This window comes from Pseudoalteromonas sp. CNAT2-18.1, from assembly GCF_022347865.1.
GTDB lineage: Bacteria > Pseudomonadota > Gammaproteobacteria > Enterobacterales > Alteromonadaceae > Pseudoalteromonas > Pseudoalteromonas ruthenica.
Genome location: NZ_JAKRFR010000002.1, coordinates 635,886 through 659,206, shown reverse-complemented (window position 1 = coordinate 659,206; position 23,321 = coordinate 635,886). Strand labels below are relative to the sequence as shown.

General features: G+C 47.2%; 19 protein-coding genes and 1 other RNA gene. 15 read left to right on the top strand and 5 right to left on the bottom strand.

Annotated elements, in window-relative coordinates; genetic code table 11:
- Positions 1 to 74 precede the first annotated feature (74 nt).
- Genes lpxB through MHM94_RS06390 form a run of 6 tightly spaced genes read left to right on the top strand, consistent with a single transcriptional unit; the run spans position 75 to position 7,967 of the window.
- On the top strand, positions 75 to 1,229 hold the full coding sequence (gene lpxB / locus MHM94_RS06415) for a lipid-A-disaccharide synthase (RefSeq protein ID WP_022946772.1): 1,155 nt from the start codon (positions 75 to 77) through the stop codon (positions 1,227 to 1,229).
- A complete protein-coding gene (gene rnhB / locus MHM94_RS06410; protein WP_138588302.1) occupies positions 1,219 to 1,815 on the top strand; it encodes a ribonuclease HII in 597 nt (198 codons plus the stop codon). Before lpxB ends, rnhB begins: the two co-directional genes overlap by 11 nt.
- On the top strand, positions 1,815 to 5,306 hold the full coding sequence (dnaE, locus tag MHM94_RS06405) for a DNA polymerase III subunit alpha (protein WP_138547521.1): 3,492 nt from the start codon (positions 1,815 to 1,817) through the stop codon (positions 5,304 to 5,306). Before rnhB ends, dnaE begins: the two co-directional genes overlap by 1 nt.
- A gap of 16 nt (positions 5,307 to 5,322) precedes the next feature.
- Positions 5,323 to 6,279, top strand: coding sequence for an acetyl-CoA carboxylase carboxyl transferase subunit alpha (gene accA / locus MHM94_RS06400; protein WP_022946673.1), 957 nt, complete (start codon positions 5,323 to 5,325; stop codon positions 6,277 to 6,279).
- A 48-nt stretch (positions 6,280 to 6,327) separates the two neighbouring features.
- Positions 6,328 to 7,647 carry a tRNA lysidine(34) synthetase TilS gene (gene tilS, locus MHM94_RS06395; protein WP_235418846.1) on the top strand — a complete coding sequence of 440 codons (1,320 nt, stop codon included), beginning with the start codon at positions 6,328 to 6,330 and terminating at the stop codon, positions 7,645 to 7,647.
- Positions 7,620 to 7,967, top strand: a complete 348-nt coding sequence (locus tag MHM94_RS06390; protein WP_235418847.1) for a hypothetical protein — start codon at positions 7,620 to 7,622, stop codon at positions 7,965 to 7,967. Before tilS ends, MHM94_RS06390 begins: the two co-directional genes overlap by 28 nt.
- Here MHM94_RS06390 and MHM94_RS06385 read toward each other — a convergent pair.
- The gene (locus tag MHM94_RS06385) at positions 7,892 to 8,869 is read right to left on the bottom strand and encodes a GGDEF domain-containing protein (protein ID WP_235418848.1); all 978 of its coding nucleotides are present in this window, start codon (positions 8,867 to 8,869) and stop codon (positions 7,892 to 7,894) included. The two genes, MHM94_RS06390 and MHM94_RS06385, sit on opposite strands and share 76 nt — an antisense overlap.
- 142 nt (positions 8,870 to 9,011) lie before the next feature.
- Between MHM94_RS06385 and MHM94_RS06380 the strand changes: the two genes are divergently transcribed.
- Positions 9,012 to 10,979 (top strand): monovalent cation:proton antiporter-2 (CPA2) family protein, encoded by a 1,968-nt coding sequence (locus tag MHM94_RS06380; protein ID WP_235418849.1) that lies wholly within the window; start codon positions 9,012 to 9,014, stop codon positions 10,977 to 10,979.
- Here the strand turns inward: MHM94_RS06380 and MHM94_RS06375 are convergent.
- On the bottom strand, positions 10,976 to 12,115 hold the full coding sequence (locus MHM94_RS06375; protein ID WP_130149057.1) for a patatin-like phospholipase family protein: 1,140 nt from the start codon (positions 12,113 to 12,115) through the stop codon (positions 10,976 to 10,978). The two genes, MHM94_RS06380 and MHM94_RS06375, sit on opposite strands and share 4 nt — an antisense overlap.
- A gap of 146 nt (positions 12,116 to 12,261) precedes the next feature.
- Between MHM94_RS06375 and MHM94_RS06370 the strand changes: the two genes are divergently transcribed.
- Positions 12,262 to 13,152, top strand: a complete 891-nt coding sequence (locus tag MHM94_RS06370) for a DUF3014 domain-containing protein (RefSeq protein ID WP_235418850.1) — start codon at positions 12,262 to 12,264, stop codon at positions 13,150 to 13,152.
- Between the two features lie 45 nt (positions 13,153 to 13,197).
- Here MHM94_RS06370 and MHM94_RS06365 read toward each other — a convergent pair whose 3' ends face one another.
- On the bottom strand, positions 13,198 to 15,042 hold the full coding sequence (locus MHM94_RS06365; protein WP_235418851.1) for a M20/M25/M40 family metallo-hydrolase: 1,845 nt from the start codon (positions 15,040 to 15,042) through the stop codon (positions 13,198 to 13,200).
- A gap of 59 nt (positions 15,043 to 15,101) precedes the next feature.
- Positions 15,102 to 17,282, bottom strand: coding sequence for a M4 family metallopeptidase (locus MHM94_RS06360; protein WP_235419143.1), 2,181 nt, complete (start codon positions 17,280 to 17,282; stop codon positions 15,102 to 15,104).
- A gap of 468 nt (positions 17,283 to 17,750) precedes the next feature.
- On the opposite strand from MHM94_RS06360, the gene ffs reads away from it, so the two are divergent.
- Positions 17,751 to 17,847, top strand: an RNA gene (ffs, locus tag MHM94_RS06355) — signal recognition particle sRNA small type.
- Between the two features lie 532 nt (positions 17,848 to 18,379).
- Here the strand turns inward: ffs and MHM94_RS06350 are convergent.
- Entirely contained in the window at positions 18,380 to 19,351 is a 972-nt protein-coding gene (locus tag MHM94_RS06350; RefSeq protein WP_235418852.1) for an integron integrase, read from the bottom strand.
- Between the two features lie 247 nt (positions 19,352 to 19,598).
- Between MHM94_RS06350 and MHM94_RS06345 the strand changes: the two genes are divergently transcribed.
- From MHM94_RS06345 to MHM94_RS06320, 6 genes are all read left to right on the top strand, one after another.
- Positions 19,599 to 20,189: a hypothetical protein gene (locus tag MHM94_RS06345; RefSeq protein ID WP_235418853.1), complete on the top strand. Its 591-nt coding sequence runs from the start codon at positions 19,599 to 19,601 to the stop codon at positions 20,187 to 20,189.
- 117 nt (positions 20,190 to 20,306) lie between these two features.
- The gene (locus MHM94_RS06340) at positions 20,307 to 20,711 is read left to right on the top strand and encodes a hypothetical protein (RefSeq protein ID WP_235418854.1); all 405 of its coding nucleotides are present in this window, start codon (positions 20,307 to 20,309) and stop codon (positions 20,709 to 20,711) included.
- Positions 20,712 to 20,714: 3 nt separating this feature from the next.
- On the top strand, positions 20,715 to 20,948 hold the full coding sequence (locus MHM94_RS06335) for a hypothetical protein (protein WP_053911657.1): 234 nt from the start codon (positions 20,715 to 20,717) through the stop codon (positions 20,946 to 20,948).
- Positions 20,949 to 21,182: 234 nt separating this feature from the next.
- Positions 21,183 to 21,590, top strand: coding sequence for a hypothetical protein (locus MHM94_RS06330; RefSeq protein WP_235418855.1), 408 nt, complete (start codon positions 21,183 to 21,185; stop codon positions 21,588 to 21,590).
- A gap of 99 nt (positions 21,591 to 21,689) precedes the next feature.
- Positions 21,690 to 21,992, top strand: coding sequence for a hypothetical protein (locus tag MHM94_RS06325; RefSeq protein WP_235418856.1), 303 nt, complete (start codon positions 21,690 to 21,692; stop codon positions 21,990 to 21,992).
- A 532-nt stretch (positions 21,993 to 22,524) separates the two neighbouring features.
- A complete protein-coding gene (locus MHM94_RS06320; RefSeq protein WP_235418857.1) occupies positions 22,525 to 23,004 on the top strand; it encodes an Imm26 family immunity protein in 480 nt (159 codons plus the stop codon).
- Positions 23,005 to 23,321: the final 317 nt, after the last annotated feature.

Here is a 23,321-nt window from a genome sequence, read left to right as displayed (position 1 = left end):
GGTTTTAAGCGCATCGCAAACAGGGTAGACTAGGCGGTTAATAACAACAGCCCAAAGTGGAACCTGTCCCCAATATGAGCGCCACTCAACCTCTTCGCATCGGCATCGTTGCCGGTGAAATGTCCGGTGACATTCTTGGTGAAGGCCTAATAAAAGCCATTAAACAACGCCACCCTGATGCCCAGTTCGTCGGTATTGGCGGTCCCCGCATGAACGCCCTCGGGTGTGAAAGCTTGTTTGATATGGAAGAGCTCTCGGTAATGGGACTCGTTGAGGTGCTCTCGCGCTTGCCTAGGCTGTTAAAGATTCGCAAAGGATTGGTGCAGCACTTTATCGACAATCCCCCTGATGTATTTATTGGTATTGATGCGCCCGACTTTAATTTGCGCGTTGAGCTGCCGTTGAAGCAAGCGGGGATCACCACTGTGCATTATGTCAGTCCTTCGGTGTGGGCGTGGCGACAAAAGCGTATTCATAACATCGCCAAAGCCACCAATTTAGTGCTGTCGCTGCTGCCTTTTGAGAAGGCCTTTTATGACAAGCACCAAGTGCCATGCACCTTTGTCGGCCATACCTTGGCCGATGATATCGCTGTAGAGCAAAGCAACCAGCATGCGCGGGCGCAACTGGGGCTCAGTAGCGACGATAAAGTGTTGGCGCTGTTACCGGGTAGTCGTGGCTCGGAAGTGGGGCTACTGACACCCACCTATGCGCAAACGGCCGAGCGTCTGCAGCAAGCCAATCCAGACTTAAAAGTTGTGGTGCCCTTGGTGAACGAAGCGCGCAAAGCGCAGTTCTTAGCGTTGCAACAACAACATGCACCGAAGTTAAACGCGCTATTACTTGATGGTCAATCGAGCTTAGCGATGCAAGCCAGTGACGCCATTCTACTGGCGTCGGGAACCGCCTCACTAGAGGGAATGTTATATAAGAAACCTATGGTGGTGGGTTACAAGCTCAAAGCCATGACCTATTGGATGGTGCAGCATGTGTTTACCTTCACCATCAAATACTTCTCGTTGCCTAATTTGTTGGCTGACGAGGAGCTGGTTCCCGAGTTTTTACAGCACCAGTGTAATGTCGATAACTTATGCGCCGCGCTTGAGCCTAAGTTATACGGGGATAATCAAGCCTTGATTGCGCGTTTTACGCAAATCCATAAAGACATTCGCTGCGATGCCAGTGCTCAAGCAGCCAAAGCCGTATTGGAGCTTATTGATGCAAATTAATCGTCCCGATGTTCAGTATATTGCCGGTGTAGATGAAGTGGGGCGTGGCCCGTTGGTGGGAGATGTGGTGACCGCAGCGGTGATCCTTGACCCCAATAAACCGATAGCCGGACTGAGTGATTCAAAAAAGCTGAGCGATAAAAAGCGCACCGCCTTAAGTGCTGAGATAAAAGAAAAGGCATTGAGTTACTGTATCGCCCGTGCCAGTGTCAGCGAGATAGATGAGCTCAATATCTTGCACGCCACCATGCTGGCCATGTCGCGAGCTGTGGCGGGGCTCGATATTACTCCTGACTTTGTCTTTGTTGATGGTAATCGCCTACCGCAACTCGATGTGGCTGCACAAGCCGTGGTCAAAGGCGACGCGCTGGTGGCTGAAATCAGCGCCGCTTCGATTTTAGCTAAGGTGGCGCGGGATGAGGAAATGATAGCCTTGGATGCGCAATTCCCCGAATATGGCTTTGCGGGCCATAAAGGCTACCCAACTAAAGCTCATTTTGCGGCATTGGCCGAACATGGAGCCACCGAGTTTCACCGCAAGAGCTTTAAACCGGTGCAGCGTGTACTCGCCGAGCGGGGGCAATAATGGCCGCACCTGAATTTGTCCATCTGCGCGTTCACAGCGACTTTTCCATGGTTGATGGCTTGGCTAAGACCAAACCTATTGTCAGTGCGGCGCAAGCACAGCAGCTCAGCGCCTTAGCCATTACCGACCAAATGAACCTGTGTGGTCTGGTGCGTTTTTATGGTGCCGCCCATGGCGCTGGGATAAAACCCATTGTCGGCGCCGATATTTGGCTCAATAGCCCGGAGTTTCCCGATGAGCCTTGTCGTTTGGTGGTATTGGCAAAGAATAACGAAGGCTATAACAACCTCACCTTACTGATTTCTAAAGCCTATTTGCGTGGTCATGTGATGCACCGCGCTATGGTTGACCGTCAGTGGTTAGCCGAGCACAGTGAGGGGCTAATTTTACTCAGTGGCGGCAAAGACGGTGACTTGGGCAAGGCGCTGCTTAAGGGCAATGCTGGAGTGATTGAAGAGATCAGCCAGTTCTACCGCCAACATTTTGCCGGCAATTTCTACCTTGAATTAATGCGCACCGGGCGTGCTGATGAAGAAAGCTACTTACATTTGGCCGTTGAGCACGCGACAGCGCATCAACTGCCTGTGGTGGCAACCAATGAAGTGGTGTTTCTTGAGCAGCAAGATTTCGAGCCCCATGAAATTCGTGTCGCCATCCATGACGGCTACACCTTAGAGGATAAGCGCCGACCGAAGCGCTTCTCCAGCGAACAGTATTTAAAAACCCCAGCGCAAATGGCCGAGCTATTCAGTGATATCCCTGAGGCGCTCGCCAATACCGTTGAAATCGCCAAGCGCTGTAACGTGACCGTGCAGCTAGGCACTTACTTTTTGCCAGATTATCCCACCGGTTCGCTAAAAATAGACGACTTCTTGGTTAAAGTCTCTCGTGAAGGTTTAGAAGAGCGGTTGCAATTCCTGTTTCCCGATGAGCAGGTACGCGCTGAGCGTCGTGGCGAATATGATGAGCGCCTGCAAATCGAGCTCGATGTGATTAACCAGATGGGCTTCCCCGGTTACTTCTTAATCGTTATGGAATTCATCCAATGGTCCAAGGATAACAATATCCCAGTGGGCCCAGGACGTGGTTCCGGTGCCGGTTCACTGGTGGCGTATGCCCTGAAAATTACCGACTTAGACCCACTGCAATTCGATTTGCTATTCGAGCGCTTTTTGAACCCCGAGCGGGTCTCAATGCCGGATTTCGATGTCGACTTTTGTATGGACCGACGGGATGAGGTGATTGATCACGTTTCCAAATTATATGGTCGTGATGCAGTATCACAGATCATTACCTTTGGTACTATGGCCGCAAAGGCGGTGATCCGCGATGTGGGGCGGGTATTGGGCCATCCCTATGGGTTTGTTGACCGTATTTCCAAATTGGTGCCCGGCGACCCGGGTATGACCTTGGAAAAAGCCTTTGAGGTTGAGCCGCGACTGCCAGAGGCCTACGACGGCGATGAGGAAGTGCGCGATCTCATTGATATGTGCCGTATTCTTGAAGGTTGTACACGAAACGCCGGTAAGCACGCTGGCGGCGTGGTGATATCGCCGACCACCATCACTGATTTTGCGGCGCTGTATTGTGATGAGGAGGGCAAGTTCCCGGTCACGCAATTCGATAAGAATGACGTGGAAACCGCCGGCTTAGTGAAGTTTGACTTCCTCGGTCTGCGTACCTTGACCATCTTGCAATGGGCACTGGATATGACCAACGAGCGCCTAGCCCGTGAAGGCAAGGAGCCGGTGGACATCAATGCCATTCCCCTTAACGACCGCGCCAGTATCGACTTGCTGTTACGGGCCGAAACCACTGCGGTCTTCCAGCTCGAATCGCGCGGGATGAAGGACCTTATCCGCCGCCTGAAGCCGGACTGCTTTGAGGATATGATAGCCCTAGTGGCTTTGTTCCGACCCGGTCCATTGCAATCGGGCATGGTTGATAACTTTATCGACCGTAAGCACGGACGCGAAGAAATCTCCTACCCAGACTCGCAGTATCAGCATGACAGCTTGAAACCGATTTTGGAGCCCACTTACGGGGTTATCCTTTATCAAGAGCAGGTCATGCAGATTGCTCAGGTACTCGCCGGCTACTCACTCGGCGGCGCAGATTTGCTACGTCGAGCCATGGGTAAGAAAAAGCCAGAAGAGATGGCAAAGCAGCGTTCAACCTTTGCTGAAGGGGCGCAAAGTCAGGGAATTGACAGCGAACTGGCGATGAAAATCTTTGACTTGGTGGAAAAATTCGCTGGGTACGGATTTAACAAATCGCACTCTGCGGCCTACGCCTTGGTGTCTTACCAAACACTGTGGATGAAAACTCATTACCCTGCCGAATTTATGGCGGCGGTGATGTCAGCAGATATGGATAACACCGATAAAATCGTGACCTTGGTTGATGAGTGCGAGAATATGAAGCTCGCCTTGTTGCCACCGGACGTTAATGCCGGTCTCTACAAGTTTACGGTGAATCGCCAAGGTGAGATTGTGTACGGCATCGGCGCCATCAAAGGCGTGGGTGAAGGACCCGTTGAAGCCATCCTCAGTGCTCGCGAGCAGGATGGTCCGTTTAAAGATCTCTTTGATTTTTGTGCACGGGTGGATTTAAAACGCCTGAATAAACGGGTGATTGAAAAGCTCATTATGTCGGGAGCCATGGATAAACTTGGCCCAGACCAAGTACAAGGTGGGCGTGCTATTTTAATGGCCTCACTGCCCGAAGCGATTAAATCCGCTGAGCAGCACAACAAGGCCGAGCAATTGGGCCAAGGCGATATGTTTGGGCTCTTGGCTACCGAACCCGAGGAAGTCAAACAAGCCTTTAAGCGGGTACCTTATTTTACCGATAACCAATGGTTGGATGGCGAGCGCGAAACGCTCGGGCTGTTTTTAACTGGCCACCCCATTAACCAATATCGCAGTGAGCTTAAACATTACACCAGCGGCAAGTTGGTGGATTTAGTGCCCACAGAGCGTGATGTGCAAACCACAGCGGCCGGTCTGGTGATAAATGCACGCACTTTGGTTAATAAAAAGAATAAACGTTGGGGATTGCTGACCTTAGATGACAAGAGTGCGCGAATTGATGTACGCTTATTCCCAGAACAGTTCGAAACTTTCCAAGAATTGCTACAAATCAACAATATCTTGGTTATAACCGGACAGGTCAGCTTTGATAACTTCTCTGGCGGCATTACAATGACCGCCAGAGACGTCTGTACACTCGCTGAGGCCCGTGAAAAGCGCATTAAAGCGATGAAAATGACGGTAGATATGGCGCAAATTGATGCTAACTTCTTCGAAAAGTTAGAGAAAGTGCTGGAACCATATAAGTTCGGTACGTGTCCGATAAAAGTCGTTTATCGCCGGCCGGACGCCTTAGCCGAGCTAGAACTAGGAACACAATGGTGTGTGACGCCAGCGGATGATTTGATTCATAAGTTATCCTTACTGACGGCGCAAGATATCGAATTAGAATTTAATTAAGTGGGTTAATTAGAGCATGAGTCTCAATTATTTGGATTTCGAACTGCCAATTGCCGAATTGGAAGCGAAGATTGAAGAGTTACGCACAGTGAGTCGTGCTGGCGAACTAGATTTAGGGCTGGAAGAAGAAGTCAGCCGTTTAAAAGAGAAAAATGTCGAACTAACTGAAAAGATTTTCTCTGAGTTAGGCGCATGGCAAGTTTCGCAGTTAGCGCGTCACCCTTTGCGTCCTTATACGCGCGACTACATTGAACGTATTTTTACCGAATTTGATGAACTAGCGGGCGATCGTGCCTTCGCTAACGATCCTGCTATTCTCGGTGGTGTAGCCCGCTTAGACGGCGAACCAGTGATGGTGATCGGTCAGCAGAAGGGCCGTGATACGGCAGAGAAGATCAAACGTAATTTTGGCATGCCTAAACCGGAAGGGTATCGCAAAGCGCTGCGCCTAATGGAAATGGCCGAACGTTTCAAAATGCCTATATTCACCTTTATCGACACCCCTGGAGCCTATCCTGGTGTGGGTGCCGAGGAGCGCGGCCAAAGTGAAGCAATTGCTCGTAATTTGAAGGTCATGGCGGCATTGAAAGTGCCAACGGTATGCACCGTGATAGGTGAAGGTGGCTCGGGTGGTGCATTAGCCATTGGTGTTGGCGACCGAGTGAATATGTTGCAATACAGCACCTACTCAGTGATCTCCCCTGAAGGCTGTGCATCGATTCTATGGAAAAGTGCAGAAAAAGCGCCCTTGGCAGCCGAGGCGATGGGTGTGACAGCGCAGCGAGTGAAAGAGCTTGATCTCATCAATACCGTAATTGAAGAGCCTTTAGGCGGCGCTCATCGTAACTACGATGCCATGGCGAAAAGCCTTAAAGCACAGCTTAAGCGCGATTTAGCCGAGCTGCGTGAACATAGCGTTGACGAGATGCTTGATGCTCGCTATCAGCGCTTAATGAGCTTTGGTTACTGTTAAGCCATCGCTAGTAAGGCCGATATTTGTCGGCCTTTTTATTGCCTACCTATGCAAGATACCTTTTCCTCAGAGCTTGATGCTTTACTAAAATGTGCGCCAGACACAAAAGGGTTGGCGGTGGCCTTAAGCGGTGGCCTCGATTCTATGGTGCTTTTAGAATTGGCCTGGCGCTATGCTCAGCGTGAAAACCTAGCGCTGTGTGCTATTCACGTTCATCATAACTTGAGTGCTGATGCCGATCAGTGGTTAGACTTCTGTGCACAGCAGTGTGAGCAGCGTGAAATCGCGTTTTTCAGCGAGCGTGTCCACATTGGCACACAAACACGTCGTGGTATTGAAGATAAAGCTCGGCAAGAGCGATATCAAGCACTTGATAGCTGTGCGCCAGCGGGTTATGTGTTGCTACTTGGTCAACACCGCGACGACCAAGTGGAAACCTTCTTTTTACGCCTTAAACGTGGTGCAGGGTTGAAAGGGCTTGGTGGCATGCAGGCGTTGAGCTATTGGCATCAACGGCCGCTATTACGGCCCCTGTTGGGTTTTTCTCGCGCCGAGCTTAACGATTATGCAGAGCGTCAGGGCCTGCTTCATATTCATGATGAATCAAACGATGACAACGGCTTTGATCGTAATTTTTTACGCAATCAAGCATTACCGCTGCTCAGTGCGCGTTTTAACGGTTTTTATAAAAAAGTCGCGCAGAGTATGGCAATCATACAACGCCAGCAGCGCTTGTTGGATGAAATTGCGCACGATGATATTGCTAACGCCCACGGCCAGAGCTCACTTAATCTAACATCACTACGTAAGCTCAGCGACGCGCGCTACCACAATGCGTTACGTTATTGGTTACACAGCCATGATGTGGTGATGCCCAGTGAAAAGCAACTACAGGACTTAGCTCAGCAGTTATCTTGCGCTCGCGCTGACAGTCAGATGCAAGTGCCATTGAAGCGTTTGCACGGCTTGTCATGTGTATTACGCCGATATCAAGACCATGCTTATTTGTGCACGGAGCAACCGAGCTTGGAAGCGCAGCGTTTAAGCACTGATTGTACGAGTGTGACGTTGAGTGATGGCACCGTACTGAGTGCTCAACCAGGCGAAGGAGTGCGCCCTCTAGAAGGAGCAGAGCAGTTGAGCGTGCGCTTTGGACAGCTAAGTAGCGTGATTCGTCCTCATAATAAAGCGCACTCTAAGAAGTTGTCACAGTGGTTTAAAGCCCTGCAAGTGCCTCCGTGGCAGCGTCAACGCGTGCCGCTTATTTACTACGATGATGTCTTGGTGGCCGTGGTCGGCTATTTCTATAATTATGATTATTTCAGCAAAAACGGAGTGCAATGGCAGTGCAGCGAACGCCCCAAGTAGGTTTATCTTTAGTCAACAAAGCCCCTGCGGCACTAGCCGTTACTTTCACGTTATTAGTGGTGGCGCTGCTGCTGAGCACATTACATGTCAATGTATTGGCATATGCAGGGTTTAGTGGCGTATTATGCGGTGCTTTGTTACTCGCTTACTGGCTAGGCAAGGGCGGCATGTTTTTCGTGCTCGGGATACTGGCACCGCTGGTGAGTGTTATTGCCATTGATATACCCAGCTTTACATCCTTGTTTCAGCTGATTTTGGCATTCTTCTCTGGGTTTTGGCTGCTATTGTGTGTATTTAAGTTAGTGCGCTCTAAAGTGTGACTGTTAGCCTCACCATAATGGGTATCGCGGCCTAAGTTCTTCGCTTGATATAAGGCTTTGTCGGCGCGGGCAAATAAACTCATACTAGAGTCTTTGGCCTCAGCCAAGGCATAACCAATACTGCTTGTCACACCATGACGAGCCATCAACGCATTGGCATGCACCGCCTTTTGCACTCGCTCGGCGACAACTTGGTTGGTATCAAAATCGTCGTCGTCAATCAGCACTGCGAACTCATCGCCGCCAAAACGAAAGACCGAGTCGGTACCACGTACTGAACTTTTTAGGATCATGGCAAACTCTTGTAGAGTTTCATCGCCTACTTGGTGGCCCTGTTGGTCGTTAACCTGCTTAAAGTTATCTAAATCCAATAACATCAAGCTGAAAGGACGGTTCTGACGGCGGCAAACCTCGAGCTTCTTTTCCATGCCAATATTGAAGTCGCTGCGATTATTGAGCCCCGTTAATGGGTCGCGCGTGGCTAGGCGTAACACCCGATTGTAGGTGAGGGCGTTGCGCAGTGGATAGCTGAGTATTTGGTGCCATTGTTTTAGCTGCGTACAAAGCTGATCGCTAAACGGGCTGTGGCTGTAATACACCAATTGACCGAGATGTTCTTGTTCAACGTCAATATCGAAGCGATTGGCGACGCTGGTGTTGCGGCTGTTGCTCATTTCACTGACGCCTAAACTACTGTGTAATTGCAAACCATCAAAACTGGCATAAGGCGCCACAAATTGCGCGAACGTATCAAGCAACACCACCACCTCCAGACTACGCTGAAGTTGCTGGGTTAACGCCACGACATTGACCGCAGATTGCGGGCGGCAAAACGATGCCGCTTGCTGCTGATCATGGCTTGATTGTGTATTGGCATAAGTCAAAATGTGGACATTATCCATCTATTGCACTCCCAGACTAAATTCGTAGTGTTTATAAGCGAAAAACATGCCAAATTTTTAAACTGGATATAAAACAAGCCCTTGCTATAGTTAATGGTAAAGTATTAGCCCAGAGTCAGGTCTTTGACGCCAAAGGAGTGCCATGCAACAGCTGTTTATTGAATTGATGGGTCTATTACTCAGTGCGGTGATCTTAGTGTGGATGTTTAAACGCCTTGGATTGCCGCCCATCTTAGCGTACTTAGCCACAGGATTGTTGGCCGGACCGCATGGATTTGCCTGGCTTGCCAATGGCCATGAAATGCATGGTATCGCTGAGCTTGGCATTGTCTTTTTACTATTCAGTTTGGGCCTCGAATTCTCCCTGCCACGCTTGATTGCCATGCGTAATATCGTGTTTGGTGTTGGCTTACTGCAAGTGGTGCTCACTTCTGCGGTGTTTTTCTTGTTGTTGTGGGGTTTTGCGTTTGACGCGTTGAGCGCGTTTGCCATCGCAACGCTAATGGCGCTGTCCTCTACGGCGGTAGTGGTTAAATGCTTGAAGGACACCGGGCAGCTGCAGAAACGGCGCGGTCAACTCGCTGTTGGGGTGTTGCTGTTCCAAGATTTAGCCGTGGTACCGCTGCTTATTACCATCCCGTTACTGGCCAGTGATACTGAGCAATCATTAACCTATAGTTTGGCAATGGCTTTGGCTAAAGGGGCCGTTGTGTGCACCTTGCTGTGGGCCATCGGCAAATGGTGTTTGCCACGGATCTTTAATGAAGTGGCGCGAATGCGTAATGAAGAGCTGTTTGTATTAACCACTTTATTGGTGACGTTATTTGCCGGTGGGCTAACTTACTGGTTCGGGTTATCCATGGCTTTAGGGGCTTTTTTAGCGGGAATGATGTTGGGTGAAAGCCAGTACCGGCACCAACTTGAAAGTGATATTCGGCCGTTCCGGGACATCCTTATGGGGCTCTTTTTTGTCACCGTGGGGATGCAGTTAGACCTGGCCTATGTATTAACGCATGCCCATATTATTCTCGCCGCGTTAGCGGTCTTGATGCTCAGTAAACTGGTGTTACTGGCTGGTATTGCGCAACTGATGGGAGAGCGCAAAAGCGATGCTTTAAGTGCAGGCCTGATGCTCTGTCAAATGGGGGAATTTGGCTTTGTATTGGTGGCTTTAGCTGGGAACCAGGGAATTTTTGCCGGTGAGTTGGCGTCGTTTCTCATCGCCTTAGGGGTGTTTTCCATGGCCATTACTCCTTATTTAATAGAGCACTCGCCTAAGTGGGTACATCATCTTTTTCGCGCCAGTACTGAAGCCCCCGAACGCATTGAGTGTGTTGATGAAAGCCTCAGTGAGCATGTGATAATTTGTGGCTACGGGCGAGTTGGACAAAATATCGGGCGTTTTCTTTCCAGTGAGGCATTGCCTTTTGTTGCCATTGAACTGGACCCTTACCTCGTGCAACAAGGAAGAAATTCCGGTTACCATGCCATGTTTGGCGACGTCACGCAAAAAAGCATTCTTGAGCGTGCAGGAACGGCACAGGCGCGTTTGGTGGTGATTACCTTCACTGATCTTAGCAAGGTACAAATGGTGGCCGAGGTAGTGAAACAAGTCGCGCCGCAGGTGAATATCCTCGCGCGCATGCCCGATGATGCCCATCTTGATGAGTTAAAAGAAAGTGGCGTGTCAGAGGTCGTGCCTGAGTCGTTAGAAGCGAGTCTGATGTTGTCGTCTCATGTACTATTTATGAGCGGGGTACCGATGAAACGCATTATTCGTCGGGTTAGCCAAGAGCGAGAAAACCGTTACTCCTTATTGCACAGTTATTATATTAGTGATGAGGCGCCACATCGCGATGAAAACACCGAGCGTTTAGAGTACTTGCATGTGTTTGCTTTGGCAGATAACGCCTATGCCGTGGGTAAAACCATCGCCGAGCTCAACTTGCAAGCGCGGCGTGTGAGTATTGCCGCGCTGCGCCGTCAAGGACGTGAGATAGAAGCGCCCAGTATTGAAACCAGTCTACAGGGGCATGACGTGCTGGTATTAAAGGGCAAACCACGGCGAGTAGAGCGTTGCGAGCGCTTTTTACTCAATGGCGGCAGTTAATCGAGACACAAAAACGCGCGCAGCTGCCCCAGTTGCGCCAGCCCGTCCTGATAACCTAGCTCCATCAAGTGTTGTGTATAGCGGCGTTCAAACAACAAGTAGCTCGGCAAGCTAGACTCACTGTAGCGTTTTACGCCGATACCACGTAGTAGGGTGCGAATGGCCAGCGGCATATCATCGTAATACTCGCTACTAATGGCATTAAAGTTATGTGATGGGTTGATCACCATCGTATCGATATGCTTGAGCTCACGATGTTTATCTTTCGCGCTCAACAACCCCACCGTACGGTTAATGCGCTCAAGACGCTCTAAATCACCATGCAGTGTGTCAGCAAACACACTGTCCAACAGATGCCCCGCGATATGCGAAATGCCCGGGTAGTGCGGCGCATATTTACGATGTTCCTCTTTGGGCTGTTCAACACCGATAACAAAAATGCGCTCGGCACCAAGGTGAATGGCGCTGGATAGGGGAGACATTTGGTGAATGGAACCATCACCATAGTATTGGTGTCGAATCTTTACGCTGGGAAAGACCACGGGAATAGCACTGGAGGCCATCAGGTGTTCTAAATGGATGCGAGCTTTGACACCCTGACGTTTGGCCCGCCGCCAGGGTTTGGCCTCATTGCTTTGATAGAAGGTAACGGAGTCACCGGTACTGTAGTTAGACGCAGTGACTGCTAACGCATCGAGCACACCACGGTGAATGTTACGGTCGATACGCTCCATAGGCAGCACTTCGGCTAATAACTGCCGCAGAGGGGCATTGTTGAATAAGCTCGCTGGGGCATGGTTGGCGTGCCCAGAGCGAAAGCTCGATAAAATATTTTTTATAAGGTGGCCAAATACATGCGCAAAGTCACTGCGATAAACATCGCTGGTGTGAAACTGTCCCCAGACTTGCTCAAGCTTGCGGCTCGCCAAATGAGCACACGAAGCCCAACATCCAAGCGCCACAGAGTTAATTGCTCCGGCAGAGGTGCCTGTGATCACTTTAAATGGCAGTGGCGCCGTTCTTGGAAGGCTTTGTGTTAGCGCTTTGAGGACACCTACTTGATAAGCGGCTCGCGCGCCGCCGCCGCTCAGTAGCAACGCTGTTCCAGCGCGACCGCAATTAGTTTGCTTTCGCATTGTATTTGCACTTAAATGGACACATAGTGTTAATGTAAAAGATTCTAAAATAAAAAGATATGCTCAACGGCGAGTATGCTCGCAGCAATTAGGGCAGATTACTTTTTGAAGATTGGCGATTTTGACTTTTTCATAACGGAGCCTTTATGAGTGAACAACCTACCGAACATGAGAGTAAACGCGGACCCAGCCGTAACAACATCATCCTAGCATTGGTGGTGTTAGTGGTGCTGGCTGTGGTGGTAATTTTTGTCGTCAGCAAACAATCTCAACAGCCTTTACCACTTGAGGCCACTCCTGAGCCTGCGCAGTTGCCAGTGGAAGACAAACCTCAGCCTGTTGCAGAGCCCGAGCCTGAAAGTAAACCCCAAGCCGCGCCGGCAACCACAGACGTGAGCAACCCCGATGAGCAGCAACAGCGTCCACAGTCTCGTGAAAACGAGCAGCCCGAGCCGCAACCCGAGTTGCCGGCCTTGGACGATAGCGATGAGATGGTCAGCGCCAGCTTGCAACAATCACTGGCTCAATCCAGCGCTAATTTGCTGGTCAATGATGACTTGATCCGCCGCACTGTGGTGTTTGTCAATAATCTCGCCGAGGGGCGTGTGGCCACAAACCACTCGCCAGTGGAAAAACTCGAGCAGCCTTTCACCGTGGAAGAGGGCGATGTGCTGACGATGGATCCGAAGAGCTTTGAGCGCTATGACCCGTATGTTGGTATTTTGACCTCAATGAATACCGATCAGTTGGTGGCACTGTATGAACAATATGAACCGCTGATTGAACAGGCCTATGGTGAAGTTGGCGATCCTAACAGTAGTTTTGAGGCGCGCTTAAAGCAGTCGATTGACTTGCTTTTAGAGACACCCGAAATGACTACTCAGGTCCCCTTATTACGGGATTCAGTCACCTACAAGTATGCTTATTCCGAATGGGAGAATTTACCTCCCGCTCAGAAGCAGCTATTACGCATGGGGCCAGAGAATGTTGAGAAGGTAAAAGCGGTATTGAAGAAGCTGCGCGCAGAATTGGATTAATTCAACTTTCGTTAAAAAAGGGGCCATCGGGCCCCTTTGTTATTACTAATTGGCGGTGATCGATAAATTTACACCCGTGGCGCTATTATAGCCGTACAAATCAATGTACCAAGTTCCACTTTGCGGGTTGCTAATGGTACAGGTTTCATTGTTACCATTTTTGTATGGACGGCATTGCCATTGCGACTGACTGGACGGTGAGCCAAGGTTTAAATACAGATCGGCATCGCCGCTACCGCCGGATATACTCACCTGTAATTGCGAATAGCCGCTAGTAAGAGGCTGCTCAAAGCGTTGCCATTGAGAAGACGCGACAGAAATAGGCCCTTCGCTACGATTAATGGGAGTTGGACCGGTTGAACCTGATTGATACTCACCGACCAGATTAACACCGGAAATGGCATTCCAAGCCTCAACCATCACGTAGTAAGTCCCTGTTTGTGGCGCGCTAAAGCTACAGCTTTCGGTGCTTGATGCTGTGGTACTTTTGCAATCATAGCTACTGAGTGTCGGTGGCGTGCCAAATTGCACGTATAAATCAGCATCACCGCTGCCGCCATAGGTATTAAAGTTAAGATCAGTGGCATCGCTGGGTACATCCATGGTGTAAAGCAGCTGTTCCTTAGCACCAGCGCTAAGGCCAGACTCAACCACACCATTAGTGAGCTCGTTATCACTCGGTGGTGGCGGCGCAGAGCCAGCGCTTTTCGCAAGCTCAGCGAGATAAACACTGGCCAAGCGTGCAAAATTGATGGCATGACTGGCATCAAACTGGTCATCACTACTGGTGTGAATTCGGTAGTTGATATCACTCATTTTTGATTCAAACGGCATCGAGGCGGCAAAGCCTTGGTTATGCCAAGAGGCATGATCCGAGCATCCGTAACCACATTGATCATAGCCAATAACCAGGTCACTGAGATAAGTGCTGGCAAGGTTTGCCATAAATTGATTCTGGCCGCTGTTGGTATAGTCGGTCATCAATACAATATCTTCAGCTGAGCCGTTATTACCGGTCATATCAAACTGCGCCATGCCCACCACATTGATGCCTTGGCTTTTGTAATCGCTAGCTATAGCGCCGGAGCCTCTGAGTCCCACTTCTTCAGCCGCAAAGCCCATAATTTTGATGGTGCGTTTAGGCTTAAAGTCACTGTCGACGACCGCTCGCAGCGTTTCTGTTAATACAGCAATGCCGCTGGCATTATCATCAGCTCCTGGTGCACGACCTTGGCTGGGTGATGATTGGTTAATCGAGTCTAAGTGACCGCCAATGATCACCACTTCATCACTTAACTCTTGTCCGGCGATTGTCACCACCACCGAATCTTGAGCCCAACTATGGTTGTAACTTTGCACGGTGATATCGCTGCGACTACTGGCGATTTGTTGCCAGTGGGTGCGTAACCAATCTGCTGCATCGACACCGCTTTGTTGTGAATAATAACGGTTATGGAATGCTGCTAGGGTACTTACGGTGTTATCTAGACGAGTGGTGCTCAGCTCAGCCAGCAGCGCCTGGGCTGCAGCAGGGTTATCGATGCTGTAATTAACAGAGGCAACTGTTTGCGTGTTATTGACTTGAGCCTGTTGCAAGTAGGCTTTCGCCGCTTGCTCAGATTCATGATAAATAAAGCCGCCACAGCGTTTGTATTCATGGTGCATAAAATCGCTTAGCCGATGTATATGCTTAGGATCTATAGCGATAACATCAACTGCTGTGCCAGCGATTGATTGCGTTGCAGCGCTTTGCCACTGTGTTTTTTGCTGTTTTTGATAGTGCGCCATGGCATGGGCCTCGACCGTGAGCCATGCCTTTTCCGGTGCCGCTAAGGCGCTGTTCGTAGCGCAAGCAAGCGCCGCACCGATGGCGAGGTAAGAATATTTCATAAGATGGGTCCTTAAACGAAAAAGGGGCCAGTAGCTGGCCCCTACTCAGGGAGAATGATTTAGTCTGCTTGGATGGTTAGGGTGACACCACTTGCTGCGCGGTAGCCACGTAAATCCATATGCCATGTACCTGCTTGCGGATTGCTAAAGGTACAGGTTTCTGAGTTGCCATTGCGATATGGACGACAATCCCAGTCGCTGGTGGTTGATTGCGAACCAAAGTTGACATACAGATCGGCATCGCCGCTACCACCGCTAATGGTTACCGTGAGGTTACTGTAGCCACTGCCAATGTTTTGGCTAAAGCGAGCCCAGCCGCCTTGGTTAACACTGATGTTGCTCTCGGTGCGATCAATCGGCGTTGGCCCCGTGCTACCATCGTCATAGTTACCTTCTAAGGTCACATTACTGATTTGGTTCCACGCTTCGACCATGACATAGTACTCGCCGCCTTGAACGGGGCTAATTGCACATGACTCAGTACTGGTTGATGACGTGCTGTTACAATCGTAATCGTTAAGCGTTGGACGTGAACCATATTTCACGTATAAATCAGCATCACCTGAACCACCTGAGGTGTTGAAGGTGAGATTCGTAGCACCTGCGGGCACATTCATAACGAAGAACATTTGCTCTTTCGCCGCACCGGAAATACCTGTGCGAGGCACGCCGTTGGTGATTTCTTCATCAGGTATTGGCGGAGTTGAACCACAGTCACTACCCGCGCTTAGGCTTGATGTTACCCCTACGGCCGCGAGGGCTGCTTTAACATCATTCGGCTCATAACCAAGATCGCACGCGGCATCCATCACACCGTTACCTGCTAAGTCCCAGTTGGTGCTCGCTGTCCAATAAAGTTGGTTAGCACGTGCCATGGTCTTAAAGGCCTTTTGTGTATCCCAGCCGCTGGTGGTTGCCAACAAGTAGAAGGCCTTGTTGTACACCCCTGAGCTGTAATGCACATCCATGCCTGAGTAGTAATCTGATTGATTACCAATGGAGCGGCCGTCTTGTGGAGGATTAGCCATGTAACGTAACGCACCATTACCTTTGAAGATTTGCTCACCGACGAGCCAATCATTACTACCCAGCATGTAAGCTTCCGCAGCTTCACCGGCCATATCGGAGAACGCTTCATTTAAGCCGCCTGATTTACCAGAATAAACCAACCCTGAGTTTTGTTCGGTAAAGCCGTGGCTGACTTCGTGTGCAGATACATCGAGGCTAACTAATGGGTAAAAGGTTGTGGCGCCGTCACCGAAGGTCATCGCTTGGCCATCCCAAAACGCATTTTCATAGTTATTGCCATAGTGCACGCGCATACGTAACTGAAATGACAATGGCGCAGTACCAACCCAATCGTTGTACATATTAAACACTACGTTGCCAAAGTAATGGGCATCATTAAGAGGTGAATAGGCGCCATTCACTTGCTGGTAGGTATTTTCTGGGCAGGTAAAGCTGTACGCTGTTGACCCGCTAGTACCATTATTGAGGTTAATGGTGCGCACATTGGCGTTTTCCATGGTACAAGTGCTGCCAGATTGGCTCACATCCAAATAGCCGTAGTCGGTTCCATAATTGTATTGTCCGGTTTTCTGGTTGCCGCCTGGGCCGGTGGCATCAGCATGCTGTAAATTGTCGAACTGATGCAATACATTACCGCTTTTGGCGTCGATAATCATGTAGGGACGCGACGGGGTATCACCATAACTGTTGTAGGTCACCTCATAAGCAAGGTGCGCTTTGTTCGTATCGTCTAACCAAATGACTAAGCGAGATTGCTCATTCTCGATGGCAGGCGCTGCTTTGCCTTGATGCATTTTACGATGCATGGCGCGCACTAGTTTGCCTACTTGTTTCTTACTTACCTTGGCGTTTACCGAGGGGACGTCGGCAGCGATGTTATTGACCACGGCGCCATGGGCACGAATAAGCTGATCATCTTTGTTGTAAGTTAGAATGGCATGATCGCCGATAACAGGAACGCCTTTGTGCATTTGCTGATAGCGAAACGTTTTATCGCCGTTTTGGCTGTTGTACTGCTTTACAACACTGATACTATCCTGAGTATCAAGGCCGAGTACCGTTGCAGCAGGGGAGGCTGAAACGGCAGTCGACTTTGCCATCATAATATCTTTAATTTGATTTTGTTCACTTAGGTAGGTTTTTTGCGCCGCAATACTCGTTGCGGGCAAAATTGCTGCCAGTGAAACGGCTATTGATAAGGTTGATAGCATAAATCCTTGAGGTTTATTCATTGTTTGCTCCCGATTAGTTTTCCCGAATGGGTGGTGCTGAACACCGCTAATACTCGTTTGATCCTGCAAACTTCTCCAAAGCGAGCGATTCTAATCTAGTCAAAATGGGTACTAATGTAAAATAAAAGTAAAAATTATTAATTTAAAATTAAATAAATATTAAATTTATCTATATTACTCAATGCCTTGACGGGTAATTTAATGTGTTAAAACGTAATCAAGGTTAAAATTTGTACACTTTTGTTTCCAAAATGTGTAAGTGAAAGGTTTTTGCCTCAAGATGGGTTAGCGAGTTACAAAAGTGGAGCAGGGCTAAAGTGATGCGTATCACTGCGAAATGGTCAGTTACTAGGCAGTTGGTAGTAAATAGTAGGATTTTCCTTGAATCCCAGTAGTAAAGTCGCGATAATCCCTCCTGCGCCCAACGAAGGCCCTCAATGGTAGCCTTATTGGTCCTCTCGCAACACTAGCAGGTGAATCTGGTCAGGCCCGGAAGGGAGCAGCCACAGCGTGTGACGTGTGTGCCGAGATGTGGCTGGTAAGGCTGCCACCCAAATTTCCCCCTTGTTGTTTGAAGTATAAGTTGACATAAATTTGAACAATAAGTTGTCATAGCCAATTTTTAGTCAGTGCGCTAGAAAGCAGCTATTACTGACGCAAAACCAAGTACTCTAGAGTTAAAAACCTTTTTAAATTCGCCAGTCAAAAGATCAAGGCGACCTGTCTCTTAGAGTCGGCATTAGAGTTCGGTGCTTATTTCCACTTCGAATATTCCCCAGTGATTGTCGCATTCGAGGCTCAGCCTCTAGGCTTTCAATACGACTATGTGAACTGCCGCGTAGGCAGCTGAAATTAGGCTAGGAAGTAATCAACCACAACAGTTACTTTTAACTGCCGAAAAGGCAGGGCTAGACATCATACACCCCTGCAAATACAGGAGATTTTCTTTTATTCAAAAGGTAATCTGAGGTATATCTACTCGTATGGAGTCAGGTTAGGAACTTTCTTGTTAATAGTGTTCGAATATTTGGATTGGCAATGTTATCACTAACAGCCGTTACCTGCCCCAAAACAAGCTAGAAAATTTTGCTCAAAGGACTAACAACACCGTTTGCGTCTTGCTGTAAAACATGCGTATATATTTGCGTTGTCTTCACATCGGAATGACCCAGTTGAGCTTGCACGGTTCTAATATCTGCACCACTTTGTAGTAAATGAGTAGCAAATGAATGTCTAAAAGTGTGGGGCGTTATAGGTTTTATTATTTGTGCTTTTTTGGCGGCCTTTTTAACCGCTTTACGTACACCTGTTTGATGAAAATGATGTCGGCGAATCTCGCCAGTTTCAGGATCAGCACTTAACTTATATGAGGGAAATAGATACTGCCAAGCAATTGACTTATTGGCGCTAGGATATTTTCTTGCTAGTGCCTTTGGCATCCATACACCAGCATATTGTTCATTCTGGGAATCTAATTTTAAGTATTCATCAGCCTGAGCTATTTGATTTCTTAGCAAAGGTATAAGTTCTGTGGCGAGTGTAACCACCCGATGTTTATTCCCTTTACCATTCCAGATCCGAATGCACTTGTAGTCAAAGTCAATATCCTGAACTCGTAGTTGAACAGCTTCCATTACACGTAAGCCGCTACCATACATTAAACCTGAAATTAAATAATATCGTTTACTTAAAAACGACATGAGGAGTTTAACCTCCTCGGGGGTCATAACAATTGGTAACTTAGATTGGCGCTTGCTTCTAACAAACGTTAGATTCGGACACAATTCCTGTTTAATTATTTGCTTATACAAAAAAGATAACGCATTTAACGCTGTCGCTTGTGTTTTAGGCGACACATTCCGTTTAAGTACAAGGTAGTCGAGATATTCGACAACCTCGTTATTGCCCATTGAAGCTGGGTGACGTTTATCATGATAATGAATATAGGAAGAAATCCACTTAAGATATGTATCAACGGTTCTGAGTGAATATTGCTTAGTCAACATTAACTCGGCGATGTGATTTAAAAATGGTGAACGAGTTCTCATTGAGCTAGCTCCGACAAGTATCTGTATATATGTACAGTATTATTGTGTTTCTCCTATAGTCAAGAAAACGACCCACTGGGTCGTTTTTTTCTTATCCACGTTTAGAGCAATGTAACGTAACTTCAATGCTGGTAAGTACTTCCTAAATTTGCTATCAATGGTCTAAGGACTAAAACGAGACAGGTTGCGGTAGAAAAACGACCCAATCGCTCGATATTAAATTGTTATATTCAAAGGAAGGATCGGCGTGTTCAATAAGTTTTTGAGTGGGTTAGTGTTTGGTAGCGGTTTTGCGATAGCCTTTGTTTTTATTACCTATTTAGGTCTACAAGTACTCCTTCCTGCTGTAATAAATAGCTCTAACAAAACTCCTGAATTTAATGATTCGAAAGCAGCCGAGGTCATAGAGCAAGAGCCATCATCTACTCCCAAAATGACAACCAATAATGATTTCAAACTATATAAAAACTCTAGCGCAAAGATGGAAGTGCCAGAAGGTGGCGGAATTTTATCTATAGCTTCAATAAATACTCCCGCTGGAAATAAGTTCCCTAGTACTTATCAACTTTGGATTACAGAATCAGAGTTTTGGCAGGTTAAAACGAATGAACAAAATATCGAAATTGAACAACTTAAATATCCGACCGTTTTGCCAATAGATGCCGTTGACGCAACGATGAGAAAACAAGCTGGGTACGCTATGAGTACAATGACAGTTCATTCTGAAGCAATTACATCTTTAAAAATGGGTAATGGTTCATGGCACGATAAGGACATGAACGGAAAAACGAAAATAACAAAAGAAGGTGTTGTATTTATTCAACCCAATGAATTTTGAATATAACAAGCCAATTAAGGGCGGGACTGCTAAAGCTTGGCTCAGTTTCGCTTCGCTACACAGTTTAGCCAAGCATTACCAGCCCCTTATTGGAGCGTTAAGTTTCAAGGAGAGGCTGTGCCGGAGTTCAAAATACTCAATCACGTCATCGACTATATGGAATCTACAGGCTCAACTTATAAGCTCGTTACTCTTTCTGTTGACCAAGAACTTGTAGATCAGATAAATGAGGAAAACAAAACTTCATATTCGCTTGCTGAGCTAGAGAAAGCCACTGATAAGTGCTTGGCACATGAATGGCTTGAGCATGCAACACTTGGTGGTGGGAAATACGGTAGTTTAAGGATTACTCCTAAGGGTGTTGGTGCAGCAAGGTCTAAAAGAAAATCTGAGGAGCAAAAGGCTTCTAGAAGTCCTCTTAAAAAAGCGTCTGATTATGTCGAAGACCGCAAAGGGCTATTTGTTGTTTTGGGCTTCTTATTAGCTTTAACAACTCTCTCACTAAAGATTTTTGGAGGGTGATATATGAAGGATAAAAGCTTTACAGTTGAATTGAAGTGTTTGTTTTGTGATTGCTCGTTAGAAGGGGATACTGAGAAAGAGTATGTTTCGGGAGATATGCTCGAATGCCAAAATTGCCATGAGCTTAATGATTATGATGCGCTAATTGATGTTGCTGCGGAAGAAGGTAAAGAGCTTGCAGCCGATTATGCGCAGAAAGAGATCGAGAAAATGCTAAAAAAGACATTCAAAAAATGAAACTTAACAAGGCAATGAAAGATCGCCGGTAAAAATACACCGGCTGGACGCCCAACACTCCGGTTGCTTTGTGTTGTCGCTGCGCTCCAAAATAACACAAAGCAGCCTACGTATTGGCCGCCCTTTATTGCGGCGTTATATTCCCTTATAGATATGAGCAAACTCGAACAGAAGATACATGAATTTAGCTGTAGGAAAGAGCATGAGAAACTCGTCTCTAGTTTAGACCCTTTGATGCGCGCATTTTTTGAGTCTGTCCCAAGAACAGATAGGAAAGAGGCAGTTAGAAATTTAACTCTTTCTAGTTGGAATAACGGTGAATTTAAGCCTAGTCGTGAGAGTGTAGTTAGCTGGAGTCGAACTGAATATCTCGATTTCCCATCTACGATAATAGATATCAAAAAATTGAAAATTCCTGACCATTATACAGGTTGGCTAAGTTTTGATTTTCAAGGAATGCATTATCAAATGAGTGCCAAAGGTTTTAAATCAAACTTATTTGGTATCATGCAATTACTAGCTGGCGAAAATGGTGGTTTTAGAGATTTGTCCTGGGTCGGAGAGTCACTGGATTTTGGAGTTATCTTTGAGTTCAACGAAAACCAAAGCCCTCAATTTGAAGTCTGTGTTTGGGGAATATAACAAATTAATCAAACAATGGACGCAAAACAGCAGGCTTGCGCTCATTCTTCGCTTAGTTTAGCCTGCTATTTTTCGCCGCTTATTAAGGCGTTATATGTTATGGACGAATCAACATTGAATAATTTTGAACGCGAAGATTTGATTAAAACAAGCTGGGAATTGCATAGTCTGGTAGAAGCTAATTATTTGGCTAATCCCGTAACTAAAGACGATAAGGAATGGCTTGAAAAGCAGCGTGTTCTATTAGCTGATATGGCCATTCATTTGTTGCAAACAGCAATAAACCCTGGAAATCTTGAACTCGATAAGTTACGGAATAATATTCATTCTATTTTAACCATATCTGATCAGTTCTTACCGAAAGCAGATCTAAAAAAAGCAACGGAAAAGCTTTACGAGTGAACGTATAACAAACTGTTTAAAGTGGACAAAATTACGTTGGCTTGGTTTCGCTCCGCTTCACATTTTAGCCAACATAAATTAGCCCATTAACAGGGCGTTATACGTTTCGATAGTCAGGTACGAAGTCAATGTACGAAGAAGCAAAGACATACGCAAATAAATTGCTCGAAAGCGATGAAGATTACCTTGATAACGTTGTGGCACTTTGGCGTATCGGAACGAAAGATATGAGCATTGTTGGAACACGGAGTTTCATGTGTTTGGAGTCATCGAGTCGGATACTGATCACTTACCACTAAAGCATGTTAGGCCCATGTGTTCAGCTGAATTTCTAGCTAAAGCTGACAAAGAAATAGCTGAAACAATAGAGTTCTACCGTACTGATGTTGTTCGTGCTTGTAATCAAATAATCAGTGGCAAAAACGTATAACAAACGCATTAATGAATGGACGTCTTAAGCTTGGCTGACGCTCGTTCCTCGCTGATTTTAGCCAAGCTTAATCCGCCCATTATGCGGGCGTTAGGTGACTAAATGGCATTACCTCAGACTAATATGGAAGTGCAAAAGCCTTATAGAAAAAAGCCAAAAGTTGGCGATATCTTTAGGCTAAAGTATTCTGGTTGTAGGTATATATTTGGTCAGGTTGTTTCCTTAACCGCAAATACGGGTGGCTTTGAAAACTGCATAAAAGTTAACGTATTCGACTTCGTAACTAGTGACCCTGAAAAAGTAAACGAAGATGAATTTAATGAGTTGATGTTTGCACCTTTATTCATTAATCGCCTAGGCTTCTCGCGCGGGTATATGCCAATTCTGGCTAACAAGCCCTTAATGAAACTCACTACAAAGTATTGCTATTTTGATGTGCCTTTTAAAAAGTACATAGATCCAGATGGTGATGAAATTCCAAACCCTGTAGGGTTGGTTGGAACGTGGGGGTTAAGCAATTACTTAGTTCTTGATGATCTGGTAAGTGAAAAATTGGGGATTCCTTGTATAGATGATATTTAAACGTCACCTAACAAGGCCATTATGGCAAATTGGACGCAAAACGCTTGGCTTGCGCTCCTTCGTCGCTAAGTTTAGCCAAGCATTTGTGCGCCTCATATGGCGGCGTTAGCTGTACACCAATCTGAAATAATAGAGAAATAAATGGAATCAATACTCGGAAGTGTTATCTGGCGTTTTTTCAAATGGTTGCCACCATTCATTCTGAGAAGAATATTCTCGGCCGAATGGATGATGAAAAACATCTATATTGATATTCGCCCGAGGCATACTTCTGTAGAAATTTGTCAGCCTGATAACCCGAGGGTAAGCATCTATTT